Raw genomic sequence first — 24,473 nt, forward strand, 5'->3', positions numbered from 1 at the left:
TCAATTGTAAAAGGTTCAAAAATAAAAAACCTTTACCGAAAAACGCAGTTTAATCAGGCATTCGTTACTAAAACCCAATTGTAGAAAGGCGATTGAACCAAAATATCGCAAATGTGTTAATGAAAATGTTTTTGCACTTAAATTGAGCTTGACAAACAGATGGACAAAAGAAAAATACATTTTAACGGTTTGTTGGTAGGGACGATATTCCTTACCATTTTTGCATTGTTTCCCTGCGATGTAAAAGACCCTCTTTTTAAGGCAATTGACATTGAATACAACCGGCCGCTAAATAAAAACAAAACGGCCCTTTTTGAAAAAAACAGTTGCGAAAATGACTTTTCAGACGAATTAAATGCCATAAAAGCGCAATCCACAGGCAACAATCAACTCTTTATTTTTGGTGAAGAGTCGATTTTTTCCGCTCCATTTTACACTAATAATCAAAATACTACAACCAAAAGCATTGCCGTTGAAAATCCGTACAACTATCCTGCAATGTATATTCTGTACAAACGCCTGAAATTTGATCTGTTTCTTCGGGCCTGAAAACAAAAATATCCCGATACTTTTATCCTTTCAGAACCAACATTTTCTGGCTGCCAGGCAAATTAACTTTTGATACCTTTGATTTGTTGTTTTTGCTTCTGAGAAGTTGATTTACAGGAAGTACTGAAAGTTTAAAACCTTAACTTTTTTAGCAGCCAGATAATTTTAATGAATGAACAAATATTGATAAAAAATTTCTTTTAACATAAAAACAAATCAAAATGAAAAACGATATAAAATCACACTCAACCGATTTAGCCGGTCTTTTCACACTTTCCATTCGTTTGGTGGTTGGCTGGACCTACTTTTCCGCTTTTTGGCGCAGGGTTGTTCTGGCCAACAAATTAGATCCCGAACTGGCCGGTTACATTGGCGAAAAGTTTAATCACTTTCTGCCCAACGCGTTGGGTATAAAACCAATGATTGAATATTTGGTTACCAACCCGGATATGCTTTGGCTCGCCATGGTGGTTTTTACCATTATTGAAGCCATTGTTGGCCTGTTTGTCATGCTGGGACTTTTTACCCGGTTAATGGGAATTGGCGTTTTTGCCCTCGCTATGGGAATCCTGATGGGGTCGGGCTGGATTGGCACAACCTGCCTTGACGAATGGCAAATAGGTATTTTAGGGATTGCAAGTGGTTTTGCCCTGTTTTTAAGCGGAAGCAGCTACTATTCTTTGGATAAATACTTTATGGACAAAAACATGCCGTTTACCCGTTCAAAATGGTTTAACTGGCTTGGATCAGGTGAATTCCCTGTAAAAAATCCAAAACGATTGGTTTTAACCGGAGCATTGGCTATTTTATTTTTAACACTGCTGACCAATCAGATTTTTCACGGCGGAGTTTTTGGTACACTGCACAACAAATCAGTTCGTCCAAAAATTGAAATCAACAATGCTGCAATTGAAAACAACTCCCTCCAGTTTGAGCTTTACCGCACAGAAGGAGCTGATGTTTATGGTTCGTTTGTAACCGGAATTCAATTGCTCGATGAAGACGGGAATGTAGTAATTGAAAAAACCGCAACCGACCTTGCCGAATTCCCTGCTGAAAATATTAATAATCATTATGTAGCTAAAATTCAACCAGGCAAGTACAGCATGGTTGTGCCTCTGGGTGCAAAAGCAGATGTAACGATTGATTTAAATGAGATAATTACCGGAACCGATGGGAAATACACCCTAAAAATTATCGATATCAGCGGCCTGGAATGGGAAAAATCAGTGTCCGTTGTTCCTTGATCAACTATTGTTTAAAATCAAAAATGAAAAGAGGCTGGTTCAAATATATGAATCAGCCTTTTTTCGTTATCAGGTTTATCCGCCAACCTCTGTTTCAAGTCCAAAAGAATGAAATATTTCAACAGCCTTCTGAATCTCTTTTTCTGTTGGTTCGCCCATTTCTCCCTCATCATATGGAACTTCCAGTTTTTTATATTTCCCTGAGGCAATGTTGTGGTACGGCAGCAGGTTTACCACAGGTTTTTTCCCAGGAAAAGCAGAAACAAATCCAGCCATTTCCCGGATTTCTTCCTCGCTGGTATTCACATTTTTAATGAGCGGAATCCGGATGTTAATATTCGCTTCTTTTTCTGCCAACAGTTTTAAATTTTTCAGGATTAGACGGTTATCAACGCCTGTCCATTTTTTATGCTGAACCGGGTTCATTAGCTTTAAATCAAAAAGAAAAAGATCCGCGTGTTTGGCCACTTCCAGCAACGTTTCAGTGGAAGCAAAACCAGAGGTATCTACTGCGCGATGCAAGCCTTTCTCCCCGCATGCTTTCAGCATTTCAATTAAAAATTCCGGATGCATCAGCGGTTCGCCGCCCGAAAAAGTAACACCGCCGCCCGACTGGTCGATGTGTACCCGCTCCTTTTCAATAATCGCCAGAAGTTCCTCCACCGAATACAATTTTCCCGACATCTCGATGGCTTTGGAAGGGCAGGCTTCCGCGCATTTTCCGCAAAGTGTACACAATTCATAATCGGTAACAATTCCTTTGGGAGTTAGCGTGAGTGCATCTTCCGGACACACTTCAATACATTCCTGCGCTCCAATACACTTTGATGCGGTGTAGAGCTTTTGTACCTCCGGCGACTGGCTTTCCGGGTTGTGGCACCATTTGCACCGCAGCGGGCACCCTTTCATAAAAAGGGTAATCCGGATGCCCGGGCCATCGTTGATGGAGTAGCGGCGTATGTCGAAAATGAGTGGAATCATGTTTTAGTAGTGAGATGTTAGTAATGAGTAGTGAGAAAAAAATCCAAAATACAAAAACCAAATTTCAAAAAAGCTCCAAAATCTGAAATACAAAATTTCCAAATTCTTGCTGATTGTTTTTGACATTGGATTTTGATTACTGAGATTTATTTGTTTTTTGGAATTTGAAATTTGGTGCTTTAATTCTCATTACTCACTACTCTGTACTTTATCTGTCTAAAAATTTTCATTCTCCGTCCTGTCAATTATTTCCTGCTGCAGGTCGGCATTCATGTCGTTGAAATAGTCGCTGTAACCGGCCATTCGCACCATTAAATCTTTGTAGTCTTCGGGACAAGCCTGTGCGGCCAGCAAAGTAGCGGTGTCAACAACATTAAACTGAATGTGGTGGCCTCCCAACGTAAAATAGCTGCGGATGAGGTGACCCAGTTTTTCCACGTCTTTTTCGCGTTTTAGCAAACTCGGCACAAAACGCAGGTTCAGCAGAGTTCCGCCCGATTTTACCTGGTCGAGTTTTCCGAGTGACCGAATGACGTTGGTTGGCCCGTGGGTGTCGCAACCGTGCGACGGCGATGTTCCATCGGAAATGGATTTGCCCGAGAATCGTCCGTTTGGAGTGGCGCCCAGCATTTTTCCAAAATAAACATGACAGGTGGTGGAAAGCATGTTTAAATGATACTGCCCGCCTTTTACGTTGGGTTTTCCATCGATGGCAGCAAGCAAATCATTGTACACACACACTGCAATTTCATCTGCATATTCATCGTCATTGCCAAAAAACGGGGTGCGGTTGATGATGCGCTGCCGCAATTTTTCTTCGCCTTCGTAATTATTTGAAATGGCATTCAGCAGTGTTTCCAGGCTAAATGTTTTGTCCTCAAAAACATGTTTTTTCAGCACCGAAAGACTATCGGTAACCGTTCCCAAACCGGTGCACTGAATGTAGTTGGTGTTGTACCGTGGTCCGCCATTGTAGTAATCTTTTCCTTTCTGAATACAGTCGTCGATAACCACCGATAAAAACGGCGCCGGAGCATATTTGGCAAACATCTGGTCGATGTAGTTGCTCACCCTGATTTTCTGATCAATTACAAAATCCAGCTGTTTCAGAAATGCGTTATATAAATCTTCAAAATTTTGGAAGTTATGCGGATCGCCAGTTTTAATTCCTGCCACTTTTCCAGTTAATGGATTAATCCCATTGTTGAGCGTAATTTCCAGAATTTTCGGAACATTCAGATAACCGGTTAACAAATAAGCTTCTTTTCCGAACGCACCCACTTCAATGCATCCGCTGCACCCGCCTTCGCGGGCATCCTGAATCGATTTTCCCTGTCGCAGCAATTCCTGAATATACGCATCCGGATTAAAAACCGACGGGTAGCCATGACCCCGCCGAATCACTTTGCAGGCAGCATTCAGAAAGCGATCCGGTGTTTTTGCACTGATGTGCACCGAGTTGCCGGGTTGCAAAACATGCAGCTCTTCAGCCACTTCCAGCATGATGTAGGAAACTTCGCTCACGCCATCAGAACCATCGGGTTTCACACCACCAATGTTGATGTTGGTAAAATCGTTGTAGGTTCCACTTTCGCGGGCGGTAATTCCCACTTTGGGAGGTGCAGGGTGGTTATTCACTTTTATCCAGAAACAACTGATTAATTCCTTAGCTTCATCGCGTGTGAGTGTTCCTTCAGCCATCTCTTTTTCATAAAAAGGTTGCAGGTGCTGGTCGAAATGACCCGGATTCATGGCATCCCAACCGTTTAATTCGGTAATGGTTCCCAGGTGCACAAACCAGTACATTTGGATGGCTTCCCACAAATTTCGTGGTGCACGGGCAGGTACCCTGCGACAAACTTCGGCTATTTGTTTCAACTCTTTTTTTCGTTCCGGATCGGTTTCTGTTTCAGCCATTTTTTCGGCCAACCCTGCATGCCTTTCAGCAAAAATAATGGCGGCATCGCACGAAACAGCCATTGCTTTTAGCTCTTCCAATTTTTCGGTTGCTTCAGGATCATTTAGAAAGTCAAGGCGCTGAATGTGTGCTTCAATCTCTTTTTTGAAATCGAGCAAGCCCTTTCGGTAAATTTTCCCATCGAGTGCGGTGTGGCCAGGTGCGCGCTGTTCCATAAATTCGGTAAACACGCCGGCTTCATAAACAGCTTTCCATTCTTGTGGCACATGACTAAAAATCCGTTCACGCATAGTGCGTCCCTTCCAATAGGGAATCACTTCACGTTCATAAGTATCAATATCTTCCTGTGAAATGGTGTACCGTTGCTGATCACGCGAATTTAACACGTAAAAGTCTTCCACGCTGTGGCAGGTAAGTTCCGGGAAGGTCGGTACTGATTTAGGTGCCGGACCGCGTTCCCCAACAATCAGTTCCTCTTTGCCAATATATATTGTTTTTTGTTTGCAGATTTCCATGAAGTTGAGTGCGCGCATCATGGGCACAGAGTATTTTCCTTCGTTTTCTTTATAAAAACGGGTGGTAATCAGTGCGCGTTCAATGGAAAGCGATTCCTGTGTTTCCACGCTTTGTTTGCGCAGCTTCCGGATACGATCGTTCATTCCCGGTCCGTTGTTTTGTTTTTCAGTTGAACTGAAATTGGAAACAGCACCAGCGGGCCGTTCCGGGATCTTTTCGGTTTTTATTGTTGAAGATGTCATTTCAAAAAATAATTTGAAAAATTGAAGAAAGGTTTATAAAAAAGCAGGTAAAATGCGACAGAGTTATTTCCCTCTCACCCCTTAGGGAAGGCAGGGAATGGGCTGTAAAACATCCTGCAACTGAACAGGCAGCGGTATGAGCCGGGAAGGTTTGTTTTATGTGGTTTTTCAGTCATCTGATTTTTTGTTTTTTAACCTTGTAAATTTACACAATTGGCAGGGAAGTTCAAAAAATCAGTTTCAGAAATGATGAACCCAGCCGGTTATTATTTGTTTAACCAAAAAATATTAAACATGAAACAACAAAATATTCATTTCGGATTGTTAATACTGAGACTTACGCTTGGTGTCCTGATGCTTTTTCATGGATACACAAAAATTATTAACGGCGTAGAAGGAATTGAGAACACACTCATTGACAAAGGACTTCCCGGATTTATTGCTTATGGCGTTTATGTGGGCGAGGTAATTGCTCCGTTGATGCTGATTGTGGGCTTTCGCACCCGGCTGGCGGCATTTTTGTTTTCTTTCAATATGGTAGTAGCAGCAATACTGGCCCACCCTAACGATATTCTTGCACTTACCGATTACGGAACCTGGGCAATCGAAACCCTCGGGCTTTTCCTGTTTGGCGGACTGGCACTGGTTTTTATGGGCGGTGGAAAATTTGCCATTTCCAGTAAAAGCTGGTGGGATTGAAATCATTGTATGGATTTAATCAAACAGAAAGAGCTAGCTGCCGTGGAATTCAAGTTCTTCGTATTCCACTATAACACACCAAAATTCATGTCATGTTGTCCAATCGAATTGCAGGAACCAAGACTGAAATAAACAGGCGATAGCAACCGGAATAATGAAATCCCGCAGCAATAACCCAAATTTTTATATCCTTTTTTCAAATAATGTTCTACTTTTATATTTCATAAAAAATCAAAAACCCAATGAAAAGGACAAAAATTTTACTTCTGTGGCTTATGACATCCGGTTTATTTCTAAGTAGTTGTTCCATCTCGAACCGGACAATGAAAACGCCCAACTATCACATTGAATTTTATAAGTCGGATTTTGAATACTCCAAACAGGTGGAAGCCGAAGCCACATCGGTCAGGGTTTTGGGGATTGACTGGAAGCGTTTATTTAAATGGGAAAATGGCGAAATTGAGTCGGATCGTTTTAAAAGCGAACCGGCGCAATCGGAAATTACGACCAATTTTGTAACTGATAATATTGTTGGAACTCTTACTGCAGTAGTGCCGGTGATAGGCGATTACGGAAAAGGGAAAGTGAGTTCATACGCCTTATACAATTTAATGCAGAAGAACCCGGGCTACGATGTGGTAATTTACCCGCAATACGAAACCAATAAGTTTATTGTGCCTTTGTTTTATTCCAAACGCACGGTTAAAGTTACAGCACGCTTGGGACGTATCAAGTAATTAATAGCCGACAATCACTTAAAACTTAGCCCGGATTATTCACAAATAATCCCTATCTCGCGATAGCGACTAAGATCCAGTAATCCCGAGTTCTTGGGACAACTTCATCTAAGTCGGTCCGCCAATTGGCGGATGAACTTTATTCATATTTTCAAAATTTATGAATAGTTCAAGTTAGATTTTTAATCGTTTTATCAACGGGAATAATCCTTATCTTTACTGAAAATCAAACTAAACGACCATGAAACAACTATCAATCTTTCTCCTCGGTCTTTTTATTCTAACTGGTTGCAACACTCAGAATTCGTCTGATAACCAACCGGAATACAACGAAAACTGGACGTTCACCGATTTTGAAAAAGTGGACAGCCTCAACCCGATTCTGAAACCTTCAGCCGATTTGACTTTTGTTTGCCCGATAAACAACCAGTCGATTCGGTGGGAAGAACGAAACGTGCTGAATCCTGCAGCAATCGTAAAAGACGACAAAGTTTACCTTTTTTACCGGGCACAGGATGTCAGTGGTACTTCGCGCATCGGGCTGGCGGTGAGCAGCGACGGACTGCATTTTGATAAGCAACCTGAGCCGGTTTTTTACCCGGACAACGACGAGATGAAACAGTTGGAGTGGAATTACCTGAAAGATGCAGATTATGAATTCTCGGAAGAGCCCTCCTCAAAATTATTCGACGGAACTGAAGACCCGCGGATTGTGGAAAGTGAGGACGGAAAATACATCATGACTTACACTGCATACGACGGCAAAAACGCCCGGCTTTGCCTTGCTTCCTCCGGGGATTTGCAAAACTGGACCAAACATGGCCCGGTTTTAAGTGACGAAAAATATGAAGATACCTGGTCGAAAGCAGGTGCTATTGTGGTGAAACAGCAGGGAAATAAAATGATTGCCACTAAAATCGATGGCAAGTACTGGATGTATTTTGGCGACACCGATCTTTTTATGGCCAGCTCCTACGACCTGATTCACTGGGAAGTAGCTGAAGATGCCGAAAACGATGAAATGATTGAAGTGCTGCACCCGCGCCCCGGTTATTTCGACAGTCGGCTGGTGGAACCCGGACCGTATGCGCTGCTGAAAGACGAAGGAATTTTACTGATTTACAACGGAAGCAATGCCGCCAATTTCAACGATCCTGATTTGCCAAAATTCACCTACGCAGCAGGGCAGGCGCTGTTTGATAAAAATGCACCCTGGAAAATGATCGCCCGCACTGAAAGCTACTTTATTCACCCCGACAAAGCTTACGAGAAAGTAGGCGAAGTAAACGAAGTGTGTTTTGTGGAAGGACTCGTCAACTTTAAGAATAAATGGTTTTTGTATTACGGCACCGCCGACTCAAAAATAGCAGTGGCTGTTCATCGATAAAAAATCGAGCTTATCCTTTTTAAAAGAGTTTGGGAATAGCAGTAATAAAACACTCAAACAAATCATATTTACTAACGTTAGATTGGTACCAACTGGCTTTTAAAAATGGCAAAATTCAGAATTGAATCACAAATTACCCTGCTGGCAGTAATAATTGCCGCAGCAGTAATTACTTCAGGTTACTTTGCGTGGAAGAACCTTTCCCAAATTGTGGAATCTATTCACCAGGAAGCCAGGCCTGACAATAAATTGTTCCTGATAAAAGATATTGCCACCGATCTTTCTGCCATCGAAAATATTGTCAGGCTGTATGTGCTTACCAATAATGAAGAAAATTTAAAACCTTACGAAGAACTCCAGGTTGGTATTACCAACAAAATTCATGAATTGTACATGCTCACACCCCCAAAAACCGATGAATGGATCCAAATAGATTCAATTCGCAACCTGGCGGTAAGCAAAGTTCAACTCTGGGAAAAAGTGCTCAATCTGCACAAAGAATCGGAGGGGATTCAACCTGAATTTTCTGAAATCTATTCACAGCTTGAGCAACAAAGGTTTGATACCATCAAAAATGAAACAGTAAAAGAAGGATTTTTCCGCAAATTATTAGGAAAACAAAAAATTATAGTTGACACCACCATTGTGGAGCGTAACCTTGAAAAGGACGAAATCAGGGATCAAATCCGGAAGCTCGAAAATGAAATTACAGAACGCGGTGAAGAGACCAACCTGCTAGAATCGAACCTTATCAATAAGAACATCCAGATTACCAATAAGTTAAACGCATTAATTGCGCAGGCAGAGCAGGAGGAAACCAACAGCCTGATTGAAGAAACGCTTGAAGCCGATCGGCTGGCCAATTTAACCTACAAACGGCTGGCAGTATTTTCAATTGCAGCTGTATTGCTTTTACTGCTGGTACTTTACCTGCTTTTCAACTACCTGAAAAAAGCCCGTGTTTATGAGCGGGGACTGAAAAAGGCACGCCAGGAAGCCGAAAACCTGGCACAAGCCAAAGAAAAATTTGCAGCAAACGTAAGCCATGAAATGCGTACGCCGGTAAATGCCATTTATGGCCTGGCAGAACAACTGCTGAAACGAAAAAACAACGACAATTTAAATAAACAGATTTCGGTACTTGCCCAGTCGGCGCAGCACTTAAACCACATTATAAACGACACGCTTGACTTTACCAAAATACAAACCAATAAACTAAAACTCGACACCATTCATTTTTCGCCGGAAAAAGTTTTTGATGAAGTGGTGGCACTACAAAAATACAACGCAGCCCAAAAGAACATTTCATTGAAATACCACTCTTCGGAAAACCTGCCCGAAGCGTTGATTGGCGACCCGCTGCGGCTCAAACAAATTCTGATAAACCTGATAGGGAATGCCATAAAATTTACCGATAAAGGGGAAGTTGTTTTTTCAACAAAATCAGAAAAACAAGAAGACAGTTTGTGCAAACTGCAAATGGAAATCCGCGATACCGGCATTGGTATTTCGAAAGAAAACCTGGAAATTATTTTCGATGAATTTGTTCAGGCAGAAAACCCGGAGGGCAAAAAATACAGCGGCACCGGGCTGGGTCTGGCCATTGTGAAAAAACTGGTTGAGCTACAGGGAGGTGCTGTGAAAATTGACAGCAAACCGGGAACCGGAACCACCGTAAAAATCAATATTCCATTTCCGGAAGGCGATGAAAACAAAATAAAAGAAGTGGAATTCGATTCACCGGAAATTAACGATCAATTTAAACAACTCCGGATATTAATTGCCGACGATGAGGAATTCAACCGCTTCCTTTTTAAGGGAATTTTTACCAAGTGGGGAATTCAACACGAGGAAGCAACCAATGGCGAAGAAGCAGTGAAAGCCGCGTTAAACAATACGTTCGACATTATTCTGATGGATATGCGCATGCCGAAAAAAAACGGAATTGAAGCCACCAAAGCAATTTTAAAAGAAAAACCGGATGCGAAAATAATTGCCATTACCGCAACCAACGAAGAGAACGAACAAAAAGCCTGTCTCGAGGCGGGAATTCTTGATTTTATTCCCAAGCCATTTTCGGAAATGCAACTGTTTGCAACCATTCATTCCACCCTCAATTTGGAAGAAACCAGTTTAAAGCCCTCAGCAAAAACGGAAAGCATTGCTGAAATGGAACGGATGGCAAATGGCGACAACGAATTTCTGAAAGAGATGATTTCCATTTTCATCCGCTCAACTGAAAAAGGTATTGACAAAATGGAAACTGCGCTGAAAAAAAGCGATTGGAAAACCATTTCGGAAACAGCCCACCAAATTGCCCCGCAATGCAAACACACCGGCGATGTTGAATTGTACAATAAAATAAAAAACCTGGAAAAACTGACTGCTGAAACACCTGTAAATGAGACAAAAACAGAATACGCTTTTCAGCAAATTGCTAAAAAACTGGAAAAAATAAACCGCGAATTCAGCGATTATTTGAAAAATGATAATAATTTCACTCTTCGGGATAAAAACTAAGAAACTTTCAATGTGCTAAAAAGCATGAATAGTAACCCAAAAATCCGGTGCAAAAATGAATGAAAAACCGTTTAAAATATTTGTGGTAGAAGACAATGAATGGTACAACAAATTGCTGGTGCACAACCTTTCGCTGAACCCGGACTACGAGATAGAATCCTTTTCCACCGGCAGAGAGCTCATTCTGAATTTGCACAAATCCCCCGATGTAATTACGCTGGATTACCGCCTGCCCGATATTAAAGGGCTGGAACTGCTGAAAAAAATAAAAGCCGTAAATGAAGATATCCAGGTCATTCTGATTTCGGAACAGGATGATATTGAAGTGGTGGTAGAACTGTTAAAGCACGGTGCCTACGACTATATTGTAAAAACCGACCACATTAGGGAAAGATTGCTGAATACCGTGCATAACATCAGGAAGGGCGTTCGGTTGCAACGCGAAATTTTATCGCTGCGAAAAGAGGTAAAAAAGAAATACGGCTACGAAAACACTATTATTGGGAGCAGTGCGGCCACCAAACGCATTTACGATCTGATTGAAAAAGCCACCCGCACCAGTATTTCAGTAACCATTACCGGCGAAACCGGAACAGGCAAAGAACTGGTAGCCAAGGCAATTCACTACAATTCAAAACGATCGGCCAAACCATTTGTGGCGGTTAACATGGCTGCCATTCCCCGCGACCTGGCCGAAAGCGAACTTTTTGGCCATGAAAAAGGTGCTTTTACCGGAGCCAACATCCGGCGCATCGGGAAGTTTGAGGAAGCCCACGGCGGCACACTCTTCCTCGACGAAATAGCAGAAATGGATATTTCCCTTCAGGCCAAACTTTTGCGGGCGTTGCAGGAAAAAGAAATTGTAAGAGTTGGAAGCAACAAACCGGTAAAAACCGATTGCCGCATTATTGTTGCCACCAACAAAAAACTGCAGGATTTGGTGATGGAAGGTAAATTCAGAGAAGACCTGTACTACCGCCTTTTTGGTTTGTCGGTTGAACTGCCCCCGCTGCGCGACCGCGGAAAAGATATCATCACTCTTTCAAAACATTTTATAAAAGAATTTTGTGCCGAAAATGACTTCCCCCTGAAATCGCTTTCAAAAACAGCCATCGACAAACTGCTGTCCTACTCCTATCCCGGCAACATCAGGGAATTGAAATCGGTTATCGAACTGGCTGTTACTGTTACTGACAGTGACGAAATCACCGCCGACAATATTATTTTGGGGAACGAAGCACTCATTCCTGAAAACATTGACAAGGAAATGACGCTGCGTGAATACAACATCCGGATTGTAAAAAGCTATCTCAAAAAATACAACGACAACAACCTTGTGGCCGATAAATTGGGCATTGGAGTAGCTACTGTTTACCGAATGCTCAAAGAAGAAAAATAGCCCCTTTTTCAATCAAATTGCACCTCTCATTCATTTCATTTTGATAGAAATCTATCAAAATGATAAAAATTCCACATTCAACAAAAAACGATTAACTGCCTGACTTCAAAAACGATATGCGTTATTTTATTCAATGGCACATAAGTTGGCAAACTATAAAATGCCGGGAACAATAAAAATCACCGGTTAATTAAAAATGTGAACTAAAAAAAGTCAGGAGGAAAAAGTTATGAAAACTGAAAAGAAATCATTACTGACAAAAGTAGCGGTAGGTGTACTATTTGTTTTAGCAGTTGTGGTAGGAATTATTCTTATCAGCAACAAAAATTCAGAAATTGAAAAATTAAATGAACAATACACCAACCTCGATGACATGTACAAAGAACGAGATTCGCTGGTAAATGACATGGCGAAAACGTTCGACGAGATTGAAGAAAACCTGACGTTTGTACAAAACAAACGAAATCAGTTGAGAATTGATAACGAAGAAGGTGCCCGCAATGAAAAAGAAGCCATTGTGGATGACATTAAACTCATGAACACCATGCTGGAAGAGAGCAGCAAAAAGATTGACAGTCTGAACAAAAGACTGGAATCTTCCGGTATTCAAATCAATTCGTTTAAAACCCGTATTGCCCGGCTCACAAAAGAAGTGGAGCAGCAAAATGCCAACATTGCCAAACTGGAAAAATCGCTTGAAAAACGCGACAACCAGATTCAGGAACAGATAACACAAATTACTGAACTGGACCAGAAAGTGGAGGTACTTGAAACTGACATTTTGCAGAAAGAAGATTCACTGGAGGAGGCCTCTCAAATTTTAACCCAAAAGGAAAACGAGTTGAACAAAGCCTATTTTGCTTCAGGAACATTTAAAGAATTAAAAGAAAACGGAGTTGTAACGCGCGATGGGGGATTTCTGTTTATCGGGCGCAACGAAAAACTTCAGGACGACCTGAATGAAAGCTATTTCACTGAGCTCGATAAAAGAAACACCGATATCTTCCCTATTTTCTCGAAAAAAGCGGAAGTAGTTTCTGAACATCCCGACAGCTCGTATCGTTACATTTACGATGAAAACCAGATTGCCTATTTGAAAATTGAAGACCCAGAGGAATTCTGGAAAATCACCAAATATGCAGTCGTCCAGGTAAAATAGATTGTTAAAACATTCATACAATTAAATTAAAAATGAAAATTATGAAGAAAAGAAAATTATTATTCCCGGCTATTTTTATCATCTTGTTTTCAGCTATTGTTATTGGCTGTTCCGATGAAGATGATACTCCGGATGAAACAAAAGGACAACTCTCAGTAAAAATTACCGACGCACCATCTGACGATGCCGACATTGAGGGAACATTTGTAACCGTTTCCGATGTTAAAATCGATGGCCAGTCGGTTGAAGGTTTCACAAAACAAACGATAGAAATTTCGGCATATCAGCAGGGAAACGCCAAGCTGCTCATCAGCGACGAAGTGGAAGCCAAGTCGTACAACTCCATTTCGCTGGTACTGGATTATGAATCAGATGAATCGGGTAATGCACCCGGATGCTATGTTTTAACCGGCGACAGTAAAAAACATGACCTGGCAGCCGAATCGCAGGCCCAGGCTGAAATCACTGTCCAAAAGCCTTTTAATGTAGATGCCAATTCACAAACCTCGCTGGTGGTTGACTTCGATTTACGAAAAGCCGTAGCCCGCAACAACGAAAGTTCTTCAGACAGCGACTACAGGTTCGTTTCCTCAGCAAAAATAGAGGGTGCGTTCCGCGTGATCAATGAAGAAAATTCGGGCGAAATTCACGGACAAGTGAACAGCTCAATAGTCACCGAAGGCGAACAATACGTGTTCATCTACAAAAAAGGTGAATACAATGCGGCTGCTGAAACACAGGGAGAAGGCGACAGCAATATTCTTTTCGCCAATGCGGTAACAAGTGCGAAAGTTGAATCGGACGGAAGCTACAAACTTTCGTTCCTTGAAGAAGGCGATTATGAAGTTCATCTCGCTTCTTACGAGAATGATGAGGAAAAATCATTTTTCAAAGCCCTCTTAGAAGCAAACAGTGCGATTTCGGGACTTCTGTTGAATGACCTCTCTGTTTCAGCCGAATCTTCAATTGAGCTGGATATCAGCATCCTCGGATTTTTAAATTAATAAATTTCCTTGAAATATTTTAAACAATGTTTGCCCAAAACCTGCGGGGATTTCCTCGCAGGTTTTTTTGTTCTGTTAATACCGGCTTAAAATACCCCCCTCAATTTCAGCACATCGCTGTTTGTCAGGCACAAAAAAAGCCGGTAACATAAGTTATCAGCTTTAATATTCGAATTATTTTAAACTCTATTTCCCTTTGGCAAGATCAATTCCAATGCGCTGCCCTTTGAATTTGGCATTTTTCATCGATTTCACAATTTGCTTCTCGTAACGTTTGTCCACCTCGAAAAATGAAAAATTCTTCATTACCTCGATGTCGCCAATTTCGGCGCTTTTATTGGGCAGGTGCTCGTTTACAAGGTCGATAATTTTTCGTTTGTTGATGCCGTTTTTCTTACCCATGTTGAAAAAGAACCGTGAAAAATCGTAATCGCCGCGGCCTTTTTTACTGCGGCCTCCACGGTTGCTTCGCCCACCACGTTCACTACGTCTTCCTCTTCCTTCAGAATAGCGCGATTCATCGTGGCTTGTACGAGATTCATCCACATTGATATCGGGTGCATTTTCGTAATACTTCAGAAAACGATTAAACTCTACCGAAACAAAGCGTTTGATTAAATCCTCGCGCTCGAGCCAGGAAAGCTTTTTGTAGATAACAGGCATGAAAGACTCTATCTCCGTTTCTTTTACTTCCACTTTTTCCACCCCGTCAATCAGGTTAAACAGCTGTTTTTCGCAAATCGCTTTTCCTGACGGAACCTGTTGCTGAATAAATTTCTTATTCACTTTTTTCTCTACCTGCCGCAGTTTGCCTTTTTCGCGAAGGTGAATTAAAGTCACCGAAATTCCTCGTTTACCGGCCCGGCCTGTTCGTCCGCTGCGGTGAATATAAATTTCAGGATCGTCCGGAAGATTATAGTTGATAACGTGCGTGAGATCATTCACATCCAGCCCGCGTGCAGCCACATCGGTAGCCACCAGCATTTGCAGGTGTTTGCTGCGGAACCGCGCCATCACATGGTCGCGTTGGGCCTGCGAGAGGTCGCCGTGCAGCGCATCGGCATTGTAACCGTCGTGCATCAGTTTATCAGCCACATCTTTGGTTTCGGCGCGGGTACGGCAAAAAATAATTCCGTAAATGTTCGGATTCAGGTCGGCAATCCGTTTCAGCGCATTGTAGCGGTCTTTTGCATGAATTAAATAGTAATGATGTTCCACATTCTCAGCCCCGGTGTTTTTCTTGCCCACCGAAATTTCGAAAGGATTATTCATGTATTTATTCGCAATGGAAACAATTTCCTTTGGCATGGTTGCCGAAAAAAGCAACGTTTGTTTTTCGGCCGGAGAGGTTTCCAGTATGGCATCCAAATCATCTTTAAAACCCATGGAAAGCATCTCGTCGGCCTCATCGAGTACCAGCCAGCTAATTTCGTTTACTTTCAGCTTTTTACGCTTGATTAAGTCGAGCGTTCGGCCCGGTGTGCCCACAACAATCTGGGCACCGCGTTCCAGCTGGTTAATTTGCTTTTTAATGTCAGCTCCTCCGTAAACAACGGTGATGTTTATTTTGGAAAGATGACTGGCGTACTTCTCCAGATCGTTGGCAATTTGAAGTGCTAATTCCCGCGTTGGACTTAAAATTAAAGTTTGGGTTGCTTTTTTGGTGGTGTCAATTTGTTGCAAAATTGGTAACCCGAATGCGGCAGTTTTGCCGGTTCCGGTTTGTGCCAGGGCTACCAGGTCCTGCTTGTCATTCATTAAAAAAGGAACTACTTTTTCCTGTATTGGTGTGGGCTGCTCAAATCCAATTTCCTCAATTGCCAATTGAATTTCGGTATTGAGCCCCATTTCATTAAATAATGTCATTTAAAAACGTGTAAAATTTGTGGGCGCAAAGGTAACCTTTTTTAATGAATCTCAGGTATTTAAACAAATTCATTTGCAGTATTAACAAATTCATAATTCACTGTTAATTTACAACTGTGTTTCACGGGTCACTTCTGTATTTTACACTGAAATTGGCCTTTTTTCAACCGAAATAGGTTACTTTTGTTTGATGTAATATTCAATTTCAAGTTGAATTTTATGAACAAAATATTGCCATTGAAAACAAAATCAATCATTGTGAGGCTATTTTTATGCGTAGCCCTGACTTCCGGTATGGTCACCAATTTGTGGTCGCAGCAATCAGACACCATTGTTCCCGTGCAGAAAGATCCGGAAAAAATCCTGCGGAAAATCGATATCCGTAAAATGAACCAGATGGGTTTTAATTTTTGGCAGGATAATTTTAGCGGGCACTGGGCCGGTGTCGATTTCGGGTTCAACACATTTTTAAACCCCGATTATTCCGGCTACAACACTGATTTCATGGAAAACGATCTGCTCCGTTCCAATTCAACGTATATCAATTTAGTTGAACAGAATATCGGGCTTCAGCGAAACCGCAACACTATTGGACTGGTTACCGGCCTGGGGCTCCACCTGCAAAGTTACCGGCTCGATAAAAGCACCACCATTCGCCAAACCGAAAACGGGATTATTGAACCGGAAACGCTTTATTTCGATCAGAACCAGAAATCAAAACTTTCCATTGCATCGTTGATGGTTCCGCTACTTGCCGAATTTCAAATACCGGTAAACCATTATAAAAACCGGTTTTACATTTCTGCAGGACTGTTTGGAGAAGTCAGGATAAGTAGCCATACCAAAATTAAGTACCGCGCCGAAGGAAAAAAGGAAAAACTTAAAGTGCCGGGGCAATATGCCATTCATAATTTTAAATATGGCATTATGATGAGAACCGGCTATCGGTGGGTAAATATATTTGCCACCTACGACTTAGTCCCGCTGTTTGAGAAAGGGAAAGGCCCTGAGCTGACACCTTTTACAATTGGTATAACATTAATTAAATTTTAAATCATGAGACCTTATATTTTAGAAGAAACCAACTGGAAACAGATTAAAAATCAGAAATACGAAGTTGCCGTTCTGCCCTGGGGGGCTACTGAGCCGCACAACTATCATTTACCGTATGGAACTGATTCGCTGGAAACAGCCCGCATTGCAGCCGATGCAGCTAAAAAAGCCTGGGATAAAGGTTCAAAAATAATGGTACTTCCTGCTATTCCGCTGGGCATTCAAAACATGGGGCAGATTGAACTCCCGTTTTGTTTGCACACCCGTTTGTCCACTCAGCAAATGATTCTGGAAGATATGCTGAGTGCACTTTATAACCAGGGAATCCGAAAATTTGTGTTATTGAATGGCCATGGCGGCAACGACTTTAAACAAATTGTGCGCGACCTTCAACCCGAATTCCCCGACATGTTTATTTCCATTGTGGAGTGGTTTAAAATGTTTCCCCTCGCGCAACATTTCGAAGAAGAAGGCGACCATGCCAACGAAATGGAAACCAGCGTGATAATGCACTATTCCCCTGAACTGGTGCGTCCTTTGGAAGAAGCGGGCGATGGGAAAGCAAAAAAATTCAAACTGAAAAGCCTTCAGGAAAAAGTGGCCTGGGCACCACGCCACTGGGGAAAAGTTTCGGAAGATACCGGTGTGGGAAATCCGAAAAAAGCTTCGGCCGAAAAAGGGAAAAAGTTTTTGGATGATGTTACCACAAAAATTGGAGATTATTTGGTTGAACTGGACGAATGTGATTTGGATGATTTGTACGAATAAATCAGTAAAACCCAATAATTATCATTGAAAATTTCATTGGTTTTTCGGTACTTGCATCTTAAAATAAAACATGTACAATCATGAAACTACTATTGATAAGCAACTCAACCATGGCGGGGGAACCCTACCTGGATTATCCGAAATACGAAATACGAAAATTTTTGGGTGAAAAACCGGTTACAGCAGTTTTCATTCCCTATGCTGCCGTTACATTTTCGTTCGACGAATATTGCGAAAAAGTAGAAGAACGTTTTGCTGAAGTTGGCCACCACATTGTTGGAGTTCACACTTTCAAAGACCAGCCAAAAGCCATTGAAGAAGCTGAAGCCATTGTGGTTGGCGGGGGAAACACCTGGCAACTGGTACGCATGCTTCACGACAAAAAACTGATGAACCCGATTCGTGAAAATGCATTTAACGGCTCTCCATACATTGGCTGGAGTGCCGGTGCAAACATTGCATGCCCCACCCTGCGCACCACCAATGATATGCCCATAATCGATCCGCACGGATTCGACTGTGCCGGCTTGATTCCTTTTCAAATAAATCCGCATTACCTCGATGCAAATGCCGAAGGCCATGCTGGTGAAACACGGGAACAGCGCATAATGGAGTTCACAGAAATAAACCCTGACATGTATGTGGCGGGACTACGCGAAGGCACTATTCTTAAACTGGAAAACGAAAAACTAAAATTGATTGGTGAGCGCTCCTGCCGCATATTTAAAAAAGGCAAAGAACCTGTTGAGTTAGCTCCGGACGATGATTTCAGCTTTTTAATGGAAACCGGGTTCCTGGCCTGAAACAACAATTTTAATTCAGGCAAAAATTTGACCATAAGCCTTTATTAAGTTTTCAATCCGTTTTGTTCCTCTTTTTCACTGTTTTTAACTGGTAATGAACAATTCACTATCTTTGCAGTGAAAAACAGGAACAATAATGGATCTTCTTTCTAACAGCTATTTTGCACTTTTCCTAATCGTTGCGTTAGGCTTTATTCTCGGCCGGGTAAAACTTTTTGGCCTTACGCTGGATGTTTCCGCGGTGATTTTTGTTGCACTGGTTTTTGGGCACTTTGGAGTAATTGTCCCTACCGATTTTCAATACCTCGGCCTGGTGCTTTTTATTTTTACCATTGGAATTCAGGCCGGACCGGGTTTTTTCGAGTCGTTTAAAAAGGAAGGACGCCAACTCGCTTCTTTTGCTACCATACTTATACTGGTTGCCGGATTGATTACCGTGGGAATTGTTTTCGCCTTCAAAATTGATAAAAATATTGCCATTGGGTTATTTACCGGAGCGCTGACCAGCACACCGGGGCTTGCCGCTGCAATTGATTACACTGGTTCGCCGCTGGCCTCTATCGGCTACGGTGTGGGTTACCCGTTTGGAGTGATTGGCGTGATTGTATTCATCAGGTTTTTACCCAAATTAATGGGTTACTCATTAAAAAAGTCGGAAGAAGATTACCAGTCGAAAATTAAAGAAGAATTCCCCGAAATAGTCCGCCGCAACTTTGTTATTGATAACGAAAACGTGGTAGGAAAAACCATTGGAGATTTGCGCATTCGGTACATGACAAAAGCTGTGGTATCGAGGGTTTTGCACGACGGAAAGGCCGTAACACCTTCACCTGAAACGATACTCCGCAAAGGCGACCTGATAAAAGCCGTAGGAACCGAAGAGGCCCTGAAAAGAGTTGAACTGCTGATTGGAGAGCCCACCGAAGAGGAAATTCCGCTGGATCCCAACTACGATGTACGTTCGGTTTTAGTGACCAATAAAGAAGTGGTGAACAAAACCATCGGGCAAATTAACCTGCTGCACACCTACAATGCTACCATTACACGAATACGCAGGTCGGGGATTAACATTGTTCCTTCACCAAATTCAAAATTGCAGTTTGGCGATAAACTGATTATTGCCAGCAGCAAAGCCAATATGGGAATGGTGGCCAACATTTTTGGAAACGACCAGAAACGACTTTCGGATACCGATATTTTACCGGTTGCGCTTGGAATTATTTTAGGCGTTTTGGTAGGAAAAATAAATATTGCACTGGGCAATTTCTCTTTCAGCCTGGGGCTTACAGGAGGCGTATTGGTTGTTGCGCTGGTACTGAGCCGATTGGGGAAAACCGGCCCAATAATCTGGACTATGAGTGGTGCCGCCAATCAATTGTTGCGCCAACTCGGGCTCATATTTTTCCTGGCTGCAGTAGGCACAAGCGCCGGTGCCGAAATCGTTTCAATTTTTGAACAGTATGGATTCAAACTGTTTTTGCTCGGTGGCATTATAACCCTTATTCCCATGATTATTGCTGCGATTGCCGGAAAATGGTTTTTCAAGATGAATGTGTTAAGTATGCTCGGTGCGCTTAGCGGAAGTATGACAAGCACACCCGGCCTGGCTGCTGCCGATTCCATGACTGAAACCAACGCCCACTCAATTGCCTACGCTACAGTGTATCCGGTAGCCATGGTACTGCTTATAATTATTGTACAGTTGATTTCTCTGATTGGCTGACGTTGAATTTTTCAATCTGTTTGCCAGGCTGATTCAACCTCGTAAATTGAAAGTTTATCCACTCCAACTTCTCCTCCGTTATTGAAAAATATTAAATCGTCAGACTTTTCGCCTGGTGTAAAACAATTGGAAATAACGGTTTGCCCCCCGTTTGCATATACTTCAACAGAGGCCCTGTCAATCAGAATTTCCAGTGTGATTTTATTATCGATTGGAGCCAGCGGCGCGGTTGAGCCCAACACCGACAGTGTACCACGTTTTACGTTGTATAAAAGCTCGGTTCCCGGGTCATTTCTGCCTGCCCGAATCATAAAGCCAAAATTATTGCAGGTTTTAATATCAAATTCACCGTAAATGTGCAGGCAGTCCCCACTTACTCTTTTAACCAGGTTTTTGTTAATGCCCGGAATCAGGTTTTCTTTTTCCCATTGATAGGCTTTCCCGTGCAGCAGTTCAATTTCTTTTACAGGACGGCGGGTAACTTTATAACCAAAATTAAATTTTGTGAGTTCCAGTTCAGCCGGAAAAGTCATTTGCCCGTTAAACGGCATATCAGGAAATTCGCCACCGCGCATCCATGCTATCTGGATTATTCGGCCATCTTCTTCCGGAATGTTGCTCCAGGTTTGAGTAGCGTAATAATTTTTACCAAAATCACCTCGCATTTTAGCCGACTCAGGTGAAAATTCTTCGCCATCAAAATTACCAACCATGTAGCTTCCGTCGCCATCAAACAGCACCCATTTGGTTTCTTCAGGCCGGTTCGACACTTTCATGGGCACAAGGTCGGGACATTCGTAATACCCGTACACATGGCTTTTCCACTCCCAGTCAACCAAATTTTCAGAAACATAAAACGAAACTCCTTTCGACTTTTCTTCTTCTGAAGTTTTTCGGTACAGTGCCATCACGTATTTCCCGGTAGGTTCGTGCCAAACCACTTTAGGATCGCGTGCATCGTCGGTTTCATCATAAGGAATAATGGGATTCCCCTCGTATTTCTCCCACGTGCGGCCACGGTCGGTGCTGTATGCAATGCGCTGGCCGCAATGCTGGCTGGTGTAAAAAGCCACCAGCGTTTTTACATCGCCGGTTTGTTTCCCCAAAAGGTTATTTTTATCTACAATTGCTGACCCGGAAAAAGCGGTACAACGTTCTTTGTCTTCTGAGTTTTCATCGGGATACAATGCAATTGGCAGATGTTCCCAGTGTACCAAATCGGTGCTTACTGCATGGCCCCAGTGCATGTAACCCCACTCTTTGCCCTTCGGGTTGTACTGGTAAAAAAGATGATACTCGCCATCGTAGTAAACCAATCCATTGGGATCGTTGTGCCAGTTTTTTTCCGGTGTAAAATGAAACTGGGGCCGGTAGAGCTCATCGTAATAGTTTTTATCGGATTTAAATGAAGCAAGTAAAAGCAAAAATAGAAGTATTAATGCGCTGTTTCCTGTAGTTTTCATCTTCCTGTGTTTAACGTCTGCATTTCTCATCTTTTTGGGGTTAAAATACAAAAATTACCAATCACTGCAATTGAATTAGCCCTTCCTTGATGGCATATTTAACCATGTCGGCATTGCTTTTCAGATCCAGTTTTTCATAAATATGCTGTTTGTGCGTACCCACAGTTTTCACGCTTATAAACAGCTTTTCAGAAATTTCGCGGGTTGATTTTCCCTCCGCATAAAGTTTGAGGATTTCCAACTCCCGTTCCGAGAGTTCGTCCTGGTTACCTGCAACTTCCACTGCAGGATCGAGGTAGCCTTTAATGACCATTTCGGTAATATCGTCGCTCAAATATTTTTTGCCTTCAACCACCGACTTTATTGCTTCAATAAGCTGGCGGTAAGTACAATTTTTGAGCAGGTAACCATCGGCTCCGGCTTCCAAAACACCTTTTACGAATTGCCTGTCGGAATGCATGGACACAGCTATTATTTTAATTTCCGGCTGTTGTTTTTTTATAATCCGGGTGGCTTCAATTCCGTTCATCTTGGGCATGCCAATATCAATTAAAACCACTTCGGGATTTAAAGTTTTCACTTTTTCGGTAGCCTCTTTACCATCTTTGGCTTCGCCAATAACTTCAATATCGGGTGCAGAAGAGATCAAATTCATCAGTCCTTCTCTGAATAACTGATGATCGTCTGCTATTAAAACTTTTATTGCCATAATTTTTAATCTTCACTGATTGGAATAACTATTGATGCTTCAGTTCCTTTTCCTTCGTCAGAATTAATTTCCAAATTTCCTTTAATATTGTCGAGTCGCTCGGTAATACTAAGCAACCCGAAACCTCCTTTTAGCGTTGCTTTTGGGTTGAGTTTTGTTTTAAACCCCACCCCATTATCTTTCACTGTAATATAGTAATATTTTTTGTCTTTTTTCACTTCCAGTTCAATCAAATTTGCATTGGCATGTTTAATTGCATTATTTAATAACTCTGTTACTATACGGTATAAAAATATGTTGAATTCCTTTTGAATGTCAATTTCAGCGTTCTCACCCACCAATTCTGTTTGAATTCCGTGCTTATCCTGAATTTGTTCCAGCTTCCATTTAAATGCCGGAATCAGCCCCAATTCATATAAAATTGGAGGACTAAGATCGTAAGTAATGGTTCGCGATTCGGAAATTGCCATATTCAACATTTCCGATGTGTCATTAATTATCTTTTTCACATGTGGCGAGTAATCTTCCTGCACAATAGACGAAAGTTTAATATAAGCAAGCGAAAGGGTTTGGCCGAGGCTGTCGTGCAGGTTTTCTGCAATTCGCCTTCGTTCTTTTTCCTCGGCCAGGGTTAATTCGGTATTCAGGTTTTTAAGTTTTTTCTGGTAGTTTTTAATTTGTTTCATGCTCTTTTTCAGGGCAATTTCAGCTTGTTTTCTTTTGGTGATATCGTAACAAACCCCTCTGAAACCATAAAAACGGCCTTTTTTATCGAATGCAGAAAAACCGCTCACCGACAGCCAGGTTTTACTTTTATCGAACAGCTCAATTTCGATTTCGGAGTCATTAAAGCTCGATTTATTTAAAAAGCTGGATTTTATTATGCTCTTTTTTGAACTGCTGTTATTAAGCTGAAACAAATCGAGGTAACTTTTCTCGCCAACAATTGAATCCGGTTTTACGCCCAGTATTTTTTCAATTACCGGGCTAACATAAGTAAAGACACCTTTCGAATCTACCTCCCAGTAAAACTCCAGGGCATGCTCCGAAATCTGAAGAAAGCGCTCTTCACTTTGCAAAAATTTGTTGGTTTGGTTTTTTATTAACAGCTCGAGGCTTTCATTTCTTTTCCTCAGCAAATCTTCTACTTTTTTGATGCGGAGCACCACATCAATTTGCGCGCGCAATTCATCCTGGCTGAACGGTTTTGAAATAAATGCATCGGCACCGGCATTTAACCCTTTGGTGCGCTCAATTGGATTTTGCCCCAATGCCGAAATCATAAGAATTGGAATATGTTGTGTGGAAGATTGTTTTTTAAGGGTTTCACACACTTCATAACCATTCATTTCAGGCATTAAAATATCTAAAAGAATAATTTCCGGTTTTTGGGTTTCGGCCAGTTCAATTCCTTCTTTACCTGAGGTCGCTTGCAAAAATTCAAAATCAGTATAATACAGTTTGAAAATTTGATTTAACAAAACTAAATTTATTTCATTATCGTCAATGGCAAGGATTTTTTTCATAAAAGATTCCTCCCGGTTGATTTAATAATTGGTTTTCGCAGTTTTAAAACCCCTGAAAATTAACAACTTCAAAGATTACTGCTTTTACAAATGTATCATTTTTTGTAATGAATTCTTGTTAAGAGTATAAAAAAATTAGAAGAAAATACAATTTTGCTCATACAAAAACTTCAAAAACAGCCATTTTGCCTGTTGCTATATCAG

Annotated in this window: 19 protein-coding genes; 13 read left to right on the plus strand and 6 right to left on the minus strand. The window is 41.7% G+C overall.

Going from position 1 to position 24,473, the window contains the following annotated elements:
* Window positions 1-159: 159 nt before the first annotated feature.
* Both BUC07_RS11355 and BUC07_RS11360 read left to right on the plus strand, forming a co-directional pair.
* Window positions 160-549 (plus strand): hypothetical protein, encoded by a 390-nt coding sequence (locus BUC07_RS11355; protein ID WP_073169471.1) that lies wholly within the window; start codon window positions 160-162, stop codon window positions 547-549.
* 221 nt (window positions 550-770) lie between these two features.
* The gene (locus tag BUC07_RS11360) at window positions 771-1,796 is read left to right on the plus strand and encodes a TQO small subunit DoxD (protein WP_073169473.1); all 1,026 of its coding nucleotides are present in this window, start codon (window positions 771-773) and stop codon (window positions 1,794-1,796) included.
* A gap of 75 nt (window positions 1,797-1,871) precedes the next feature.
* Here BUC07_RS11360 and BUC07_RS11365 read toward each other — a convergent pair whose 3' ends face one another.
* A complete protein-coding gene (locus tag BUC07_RS11365) occupies window positions 1,872-2,777 on the minus strand; it encodes a glycyl-radical enzyme activating protein (protein ID WP_073169476.1) in 906 nt (301 codons plus the stop codon).
* A gap of 216 nt (window positions 2,778-2,993) precedes the next feature.
* Entirely contained in the window at window positions 2,994-5,453 is a 2,460-nt protein-coding gene (hypD, locus tag BUC07_RS11370; protein WP_073169478.1) for a trans-4-hydroxy-L-proline dehydratase, read from the minus strand.
* A gap of 294 nt (window positions 5,454-5,747) precedes the next feature.
* Here hypD and BUC07_RS11375 point away from each other — a divergent pair, with 294 nt between their 5' ends.
* The 7 genes from BUC07_RS11375 to BUC07_RS11405 all read left to right on the plus strand — a co-directional run bounded on the left by BUC07_RS11375 (window position 5,748) and on the right by BUC07_RS11405 (window position 14,358).
* Entirely contained in the window at window positions 5,748-6,152 is a 405-nt protein-coding gene (locus BUC07_RS11375) for a DoxX family protein (protein WP_073169557.1), read from the plus strand.
* 242 nt (window positions 6,153-6,394) lie between these two features.
* Entirely contained in the window at window positions 6,395-6,889 is a 495-nt protein-coding gene (locus BUC07_RS11380; protein WP_139279551.1) for a hypothetical protein, read from the plus strand.
* Between the two features lie 241 nt (window positions 6,890-7,130).
* Window positions 7,131-8,276 (plus strand): glycoside hydrolase family 130 protein, encoded by a 1,146-nt coding sequence (locus BUC07_RS11385; protein ID WP_073169482.1) that lies wholly within the window; start codon window positions 7,131-7,133, stop codon window positions 8,274-8,276.
* Window positions 8,277-8,381: 105 nt separating this feature from the next.
* The gene (locus tag BUC07_RS11390; protein ID WP_073169484.1) at window positions 8,382-10,796 is read left to right on the plus strand and encodes a hybrid sensor histidine kinase/response regulator; all 2,415 of its coding nucleotides are present in this window, start codon (window positions 8,382-8,384) and stop codon (window positions 10,794-10,796) included.
* Between the two features lie 55 nt (window positions 10,797-10,851).
* A complete protein-coding gene (locus BUC07_RS11395) occupies window positions 10,852-12,195 on the plus strand; it encodes a sigma-54-dependent transcriptional regulator (RefSeq protein ID WP_073169486.1) in 1,344 nt (447 codons plus the stop codon).
* Between the two features lie 229 nt (window positions 12,196-12,424).
* Window positions 12,425-13,354 (plus strand): Cbp1 family collagen-binding glycoprotein adhesin, encoded by a 930-nt coding sequence (locus BUC07_RS11400; protein WP_073169488.1) that lies wholly within the window; start codon window positions 12,425-12,427, stop codon window positions 13,352-13,354.
* 41 nt (window positions 13,355-13,395) lie between these two features.
* Window positions 13,396-14,358 (plus strand): DUF4382 domain-containing protein, encoded by a 963-nt coding sequence (locus BUC07_RS11405; RefSeq protein WP_073169558.1) that lies wholly within the window; start codon window positions 13,396-13,398, stop codon window positions 14,356-14,358.
* A 186-nt stretch (window positions 14,359-14,544) separates the two neighbouring features.
* On the opposite strand, the gene BUC07_RS11410 is transcribed toward BUC07_RS11405, so the two are convergent.
* A complete protein-coding gene (locus BUC07_RS11410) occupies window positions 14,545-16,224 on the minus strand; it encodes a DEAD/DEAH box helicase (RefSeq protein WP_073169490.1) in 1,680 nt (559 codons plus the stop codon).
* 258 nt (window positions 16,225-16,482) lie between these two features.
* Here BUC07_RS11410 and BUC07_RS11415 point away from each other — a divergent pair, with 258 nt between their 5' ends.
* The 4 genes from BUC07_RS11415 (at window position 16,483) to BUC07_RS11430 (ending at window position 20,571) form a co-directional block, all read left to right on the plus strand.
* Window positions 16,483-17,277, plus strand: coding sequence for an outer membrane beta-barrel protein (locus BUC07_RS11415; protein WP_139279552.1), 795 nt, complete (start codon window positions 16,483-16,485; stop codon window positions 17,275-17,277).
* A 3-nt stretch (window positions 17,278-17,280) separates the two neighbouring features.
* Window positions 17,281-18,045, plus strand: a complete 765-nt coding sequence (locus BUC07_RS11420) for a creatininase family protein (protein ID WP_073169494.1) — start codon at window positions 17,281-17,283, stop codon at window positions 18,043-18,045.
* An 80-nt stretch (window positions 18,046-18,125) separates the two neighbouring features.
* Window positions 18,126-18,848 (plus strand): dipeptidase PepE, encoded by a 723-nt coding sequence (pepE, locus tag BUC07_RS11425; RefSeq protein ID WP_073169496.1) that lies wholly within the window; start codon window positions 18,126-18,128, stop codon window positions 18,846-18,848.
* A gap of 136 nt (window positions 18,849-18,984) precedes the next feature.
* Window positions 18,985-20,571, plus strand: coding sequence for an aspartate:alanine exchanger family transporter (locus BUC07_RS11430; RefSeq protein ID WP_073169499.1), 1,587 nt, complete (start codon window positions 18,985-18,987; stop codon window positions 20,569-20,571).
* 11 nt (window positions 20,572-20,582) lie between these two features.
* Here the strand turns inward: BUC07_RS11430 and BUC07_RS11435 are convergent, their stop codons facing one another.
* The 3 genes from BUC07_RS11435 to BUC07_RS11445 form a co-directional block, all read right to left on the minus strand.
* A complete protein-coding gene (locus tag BUC07_RS11435; RefSeq protein ID WP_175552521.1) occupies window positions 20,583-22,034 on the minus strand; it encodes a glycoside hydrolase family 32 protein in 1,452 nt (483 codons plus the stop codon).
* A gap of 61 nt (window positions 22,035-22,095) precedes the next feature.
* Window positions 22,096-22,743, minus strand: a complete 648-nt coding sequence (locus BUC07_RS11440; RefSeq protein ID WP_073169502.1) for a response regulator — start codon at window positions 22,741-22,743, stop codon at window positions 22,096-22,098.
* A 5-nt stretch (window positions 22,744-22,748) separates the two neighbouring features.
* Window positions 22,749-24,269, minus strand: a complete 1,521-nt coding sequence (locus BUC07_RS11445; protein WP_073169504.1) for a response regulator — start codon at window positions 24,267-24,269, stop codon at window positions 22,749-22,751.
* Between the last annotated feature and the right edge of the window lie 204 nt (window positions 24,270-24,473).

It is taken from the genome of Tangfeifania diversioriginum (assembly GCF_900141875.1).
GTDB lineage: Bacteria > Bacteroidota > Bacteroidia > Bacteroidales > Prolixibacteraceae > Tangfeifania > Tangfeifania diversioriginum.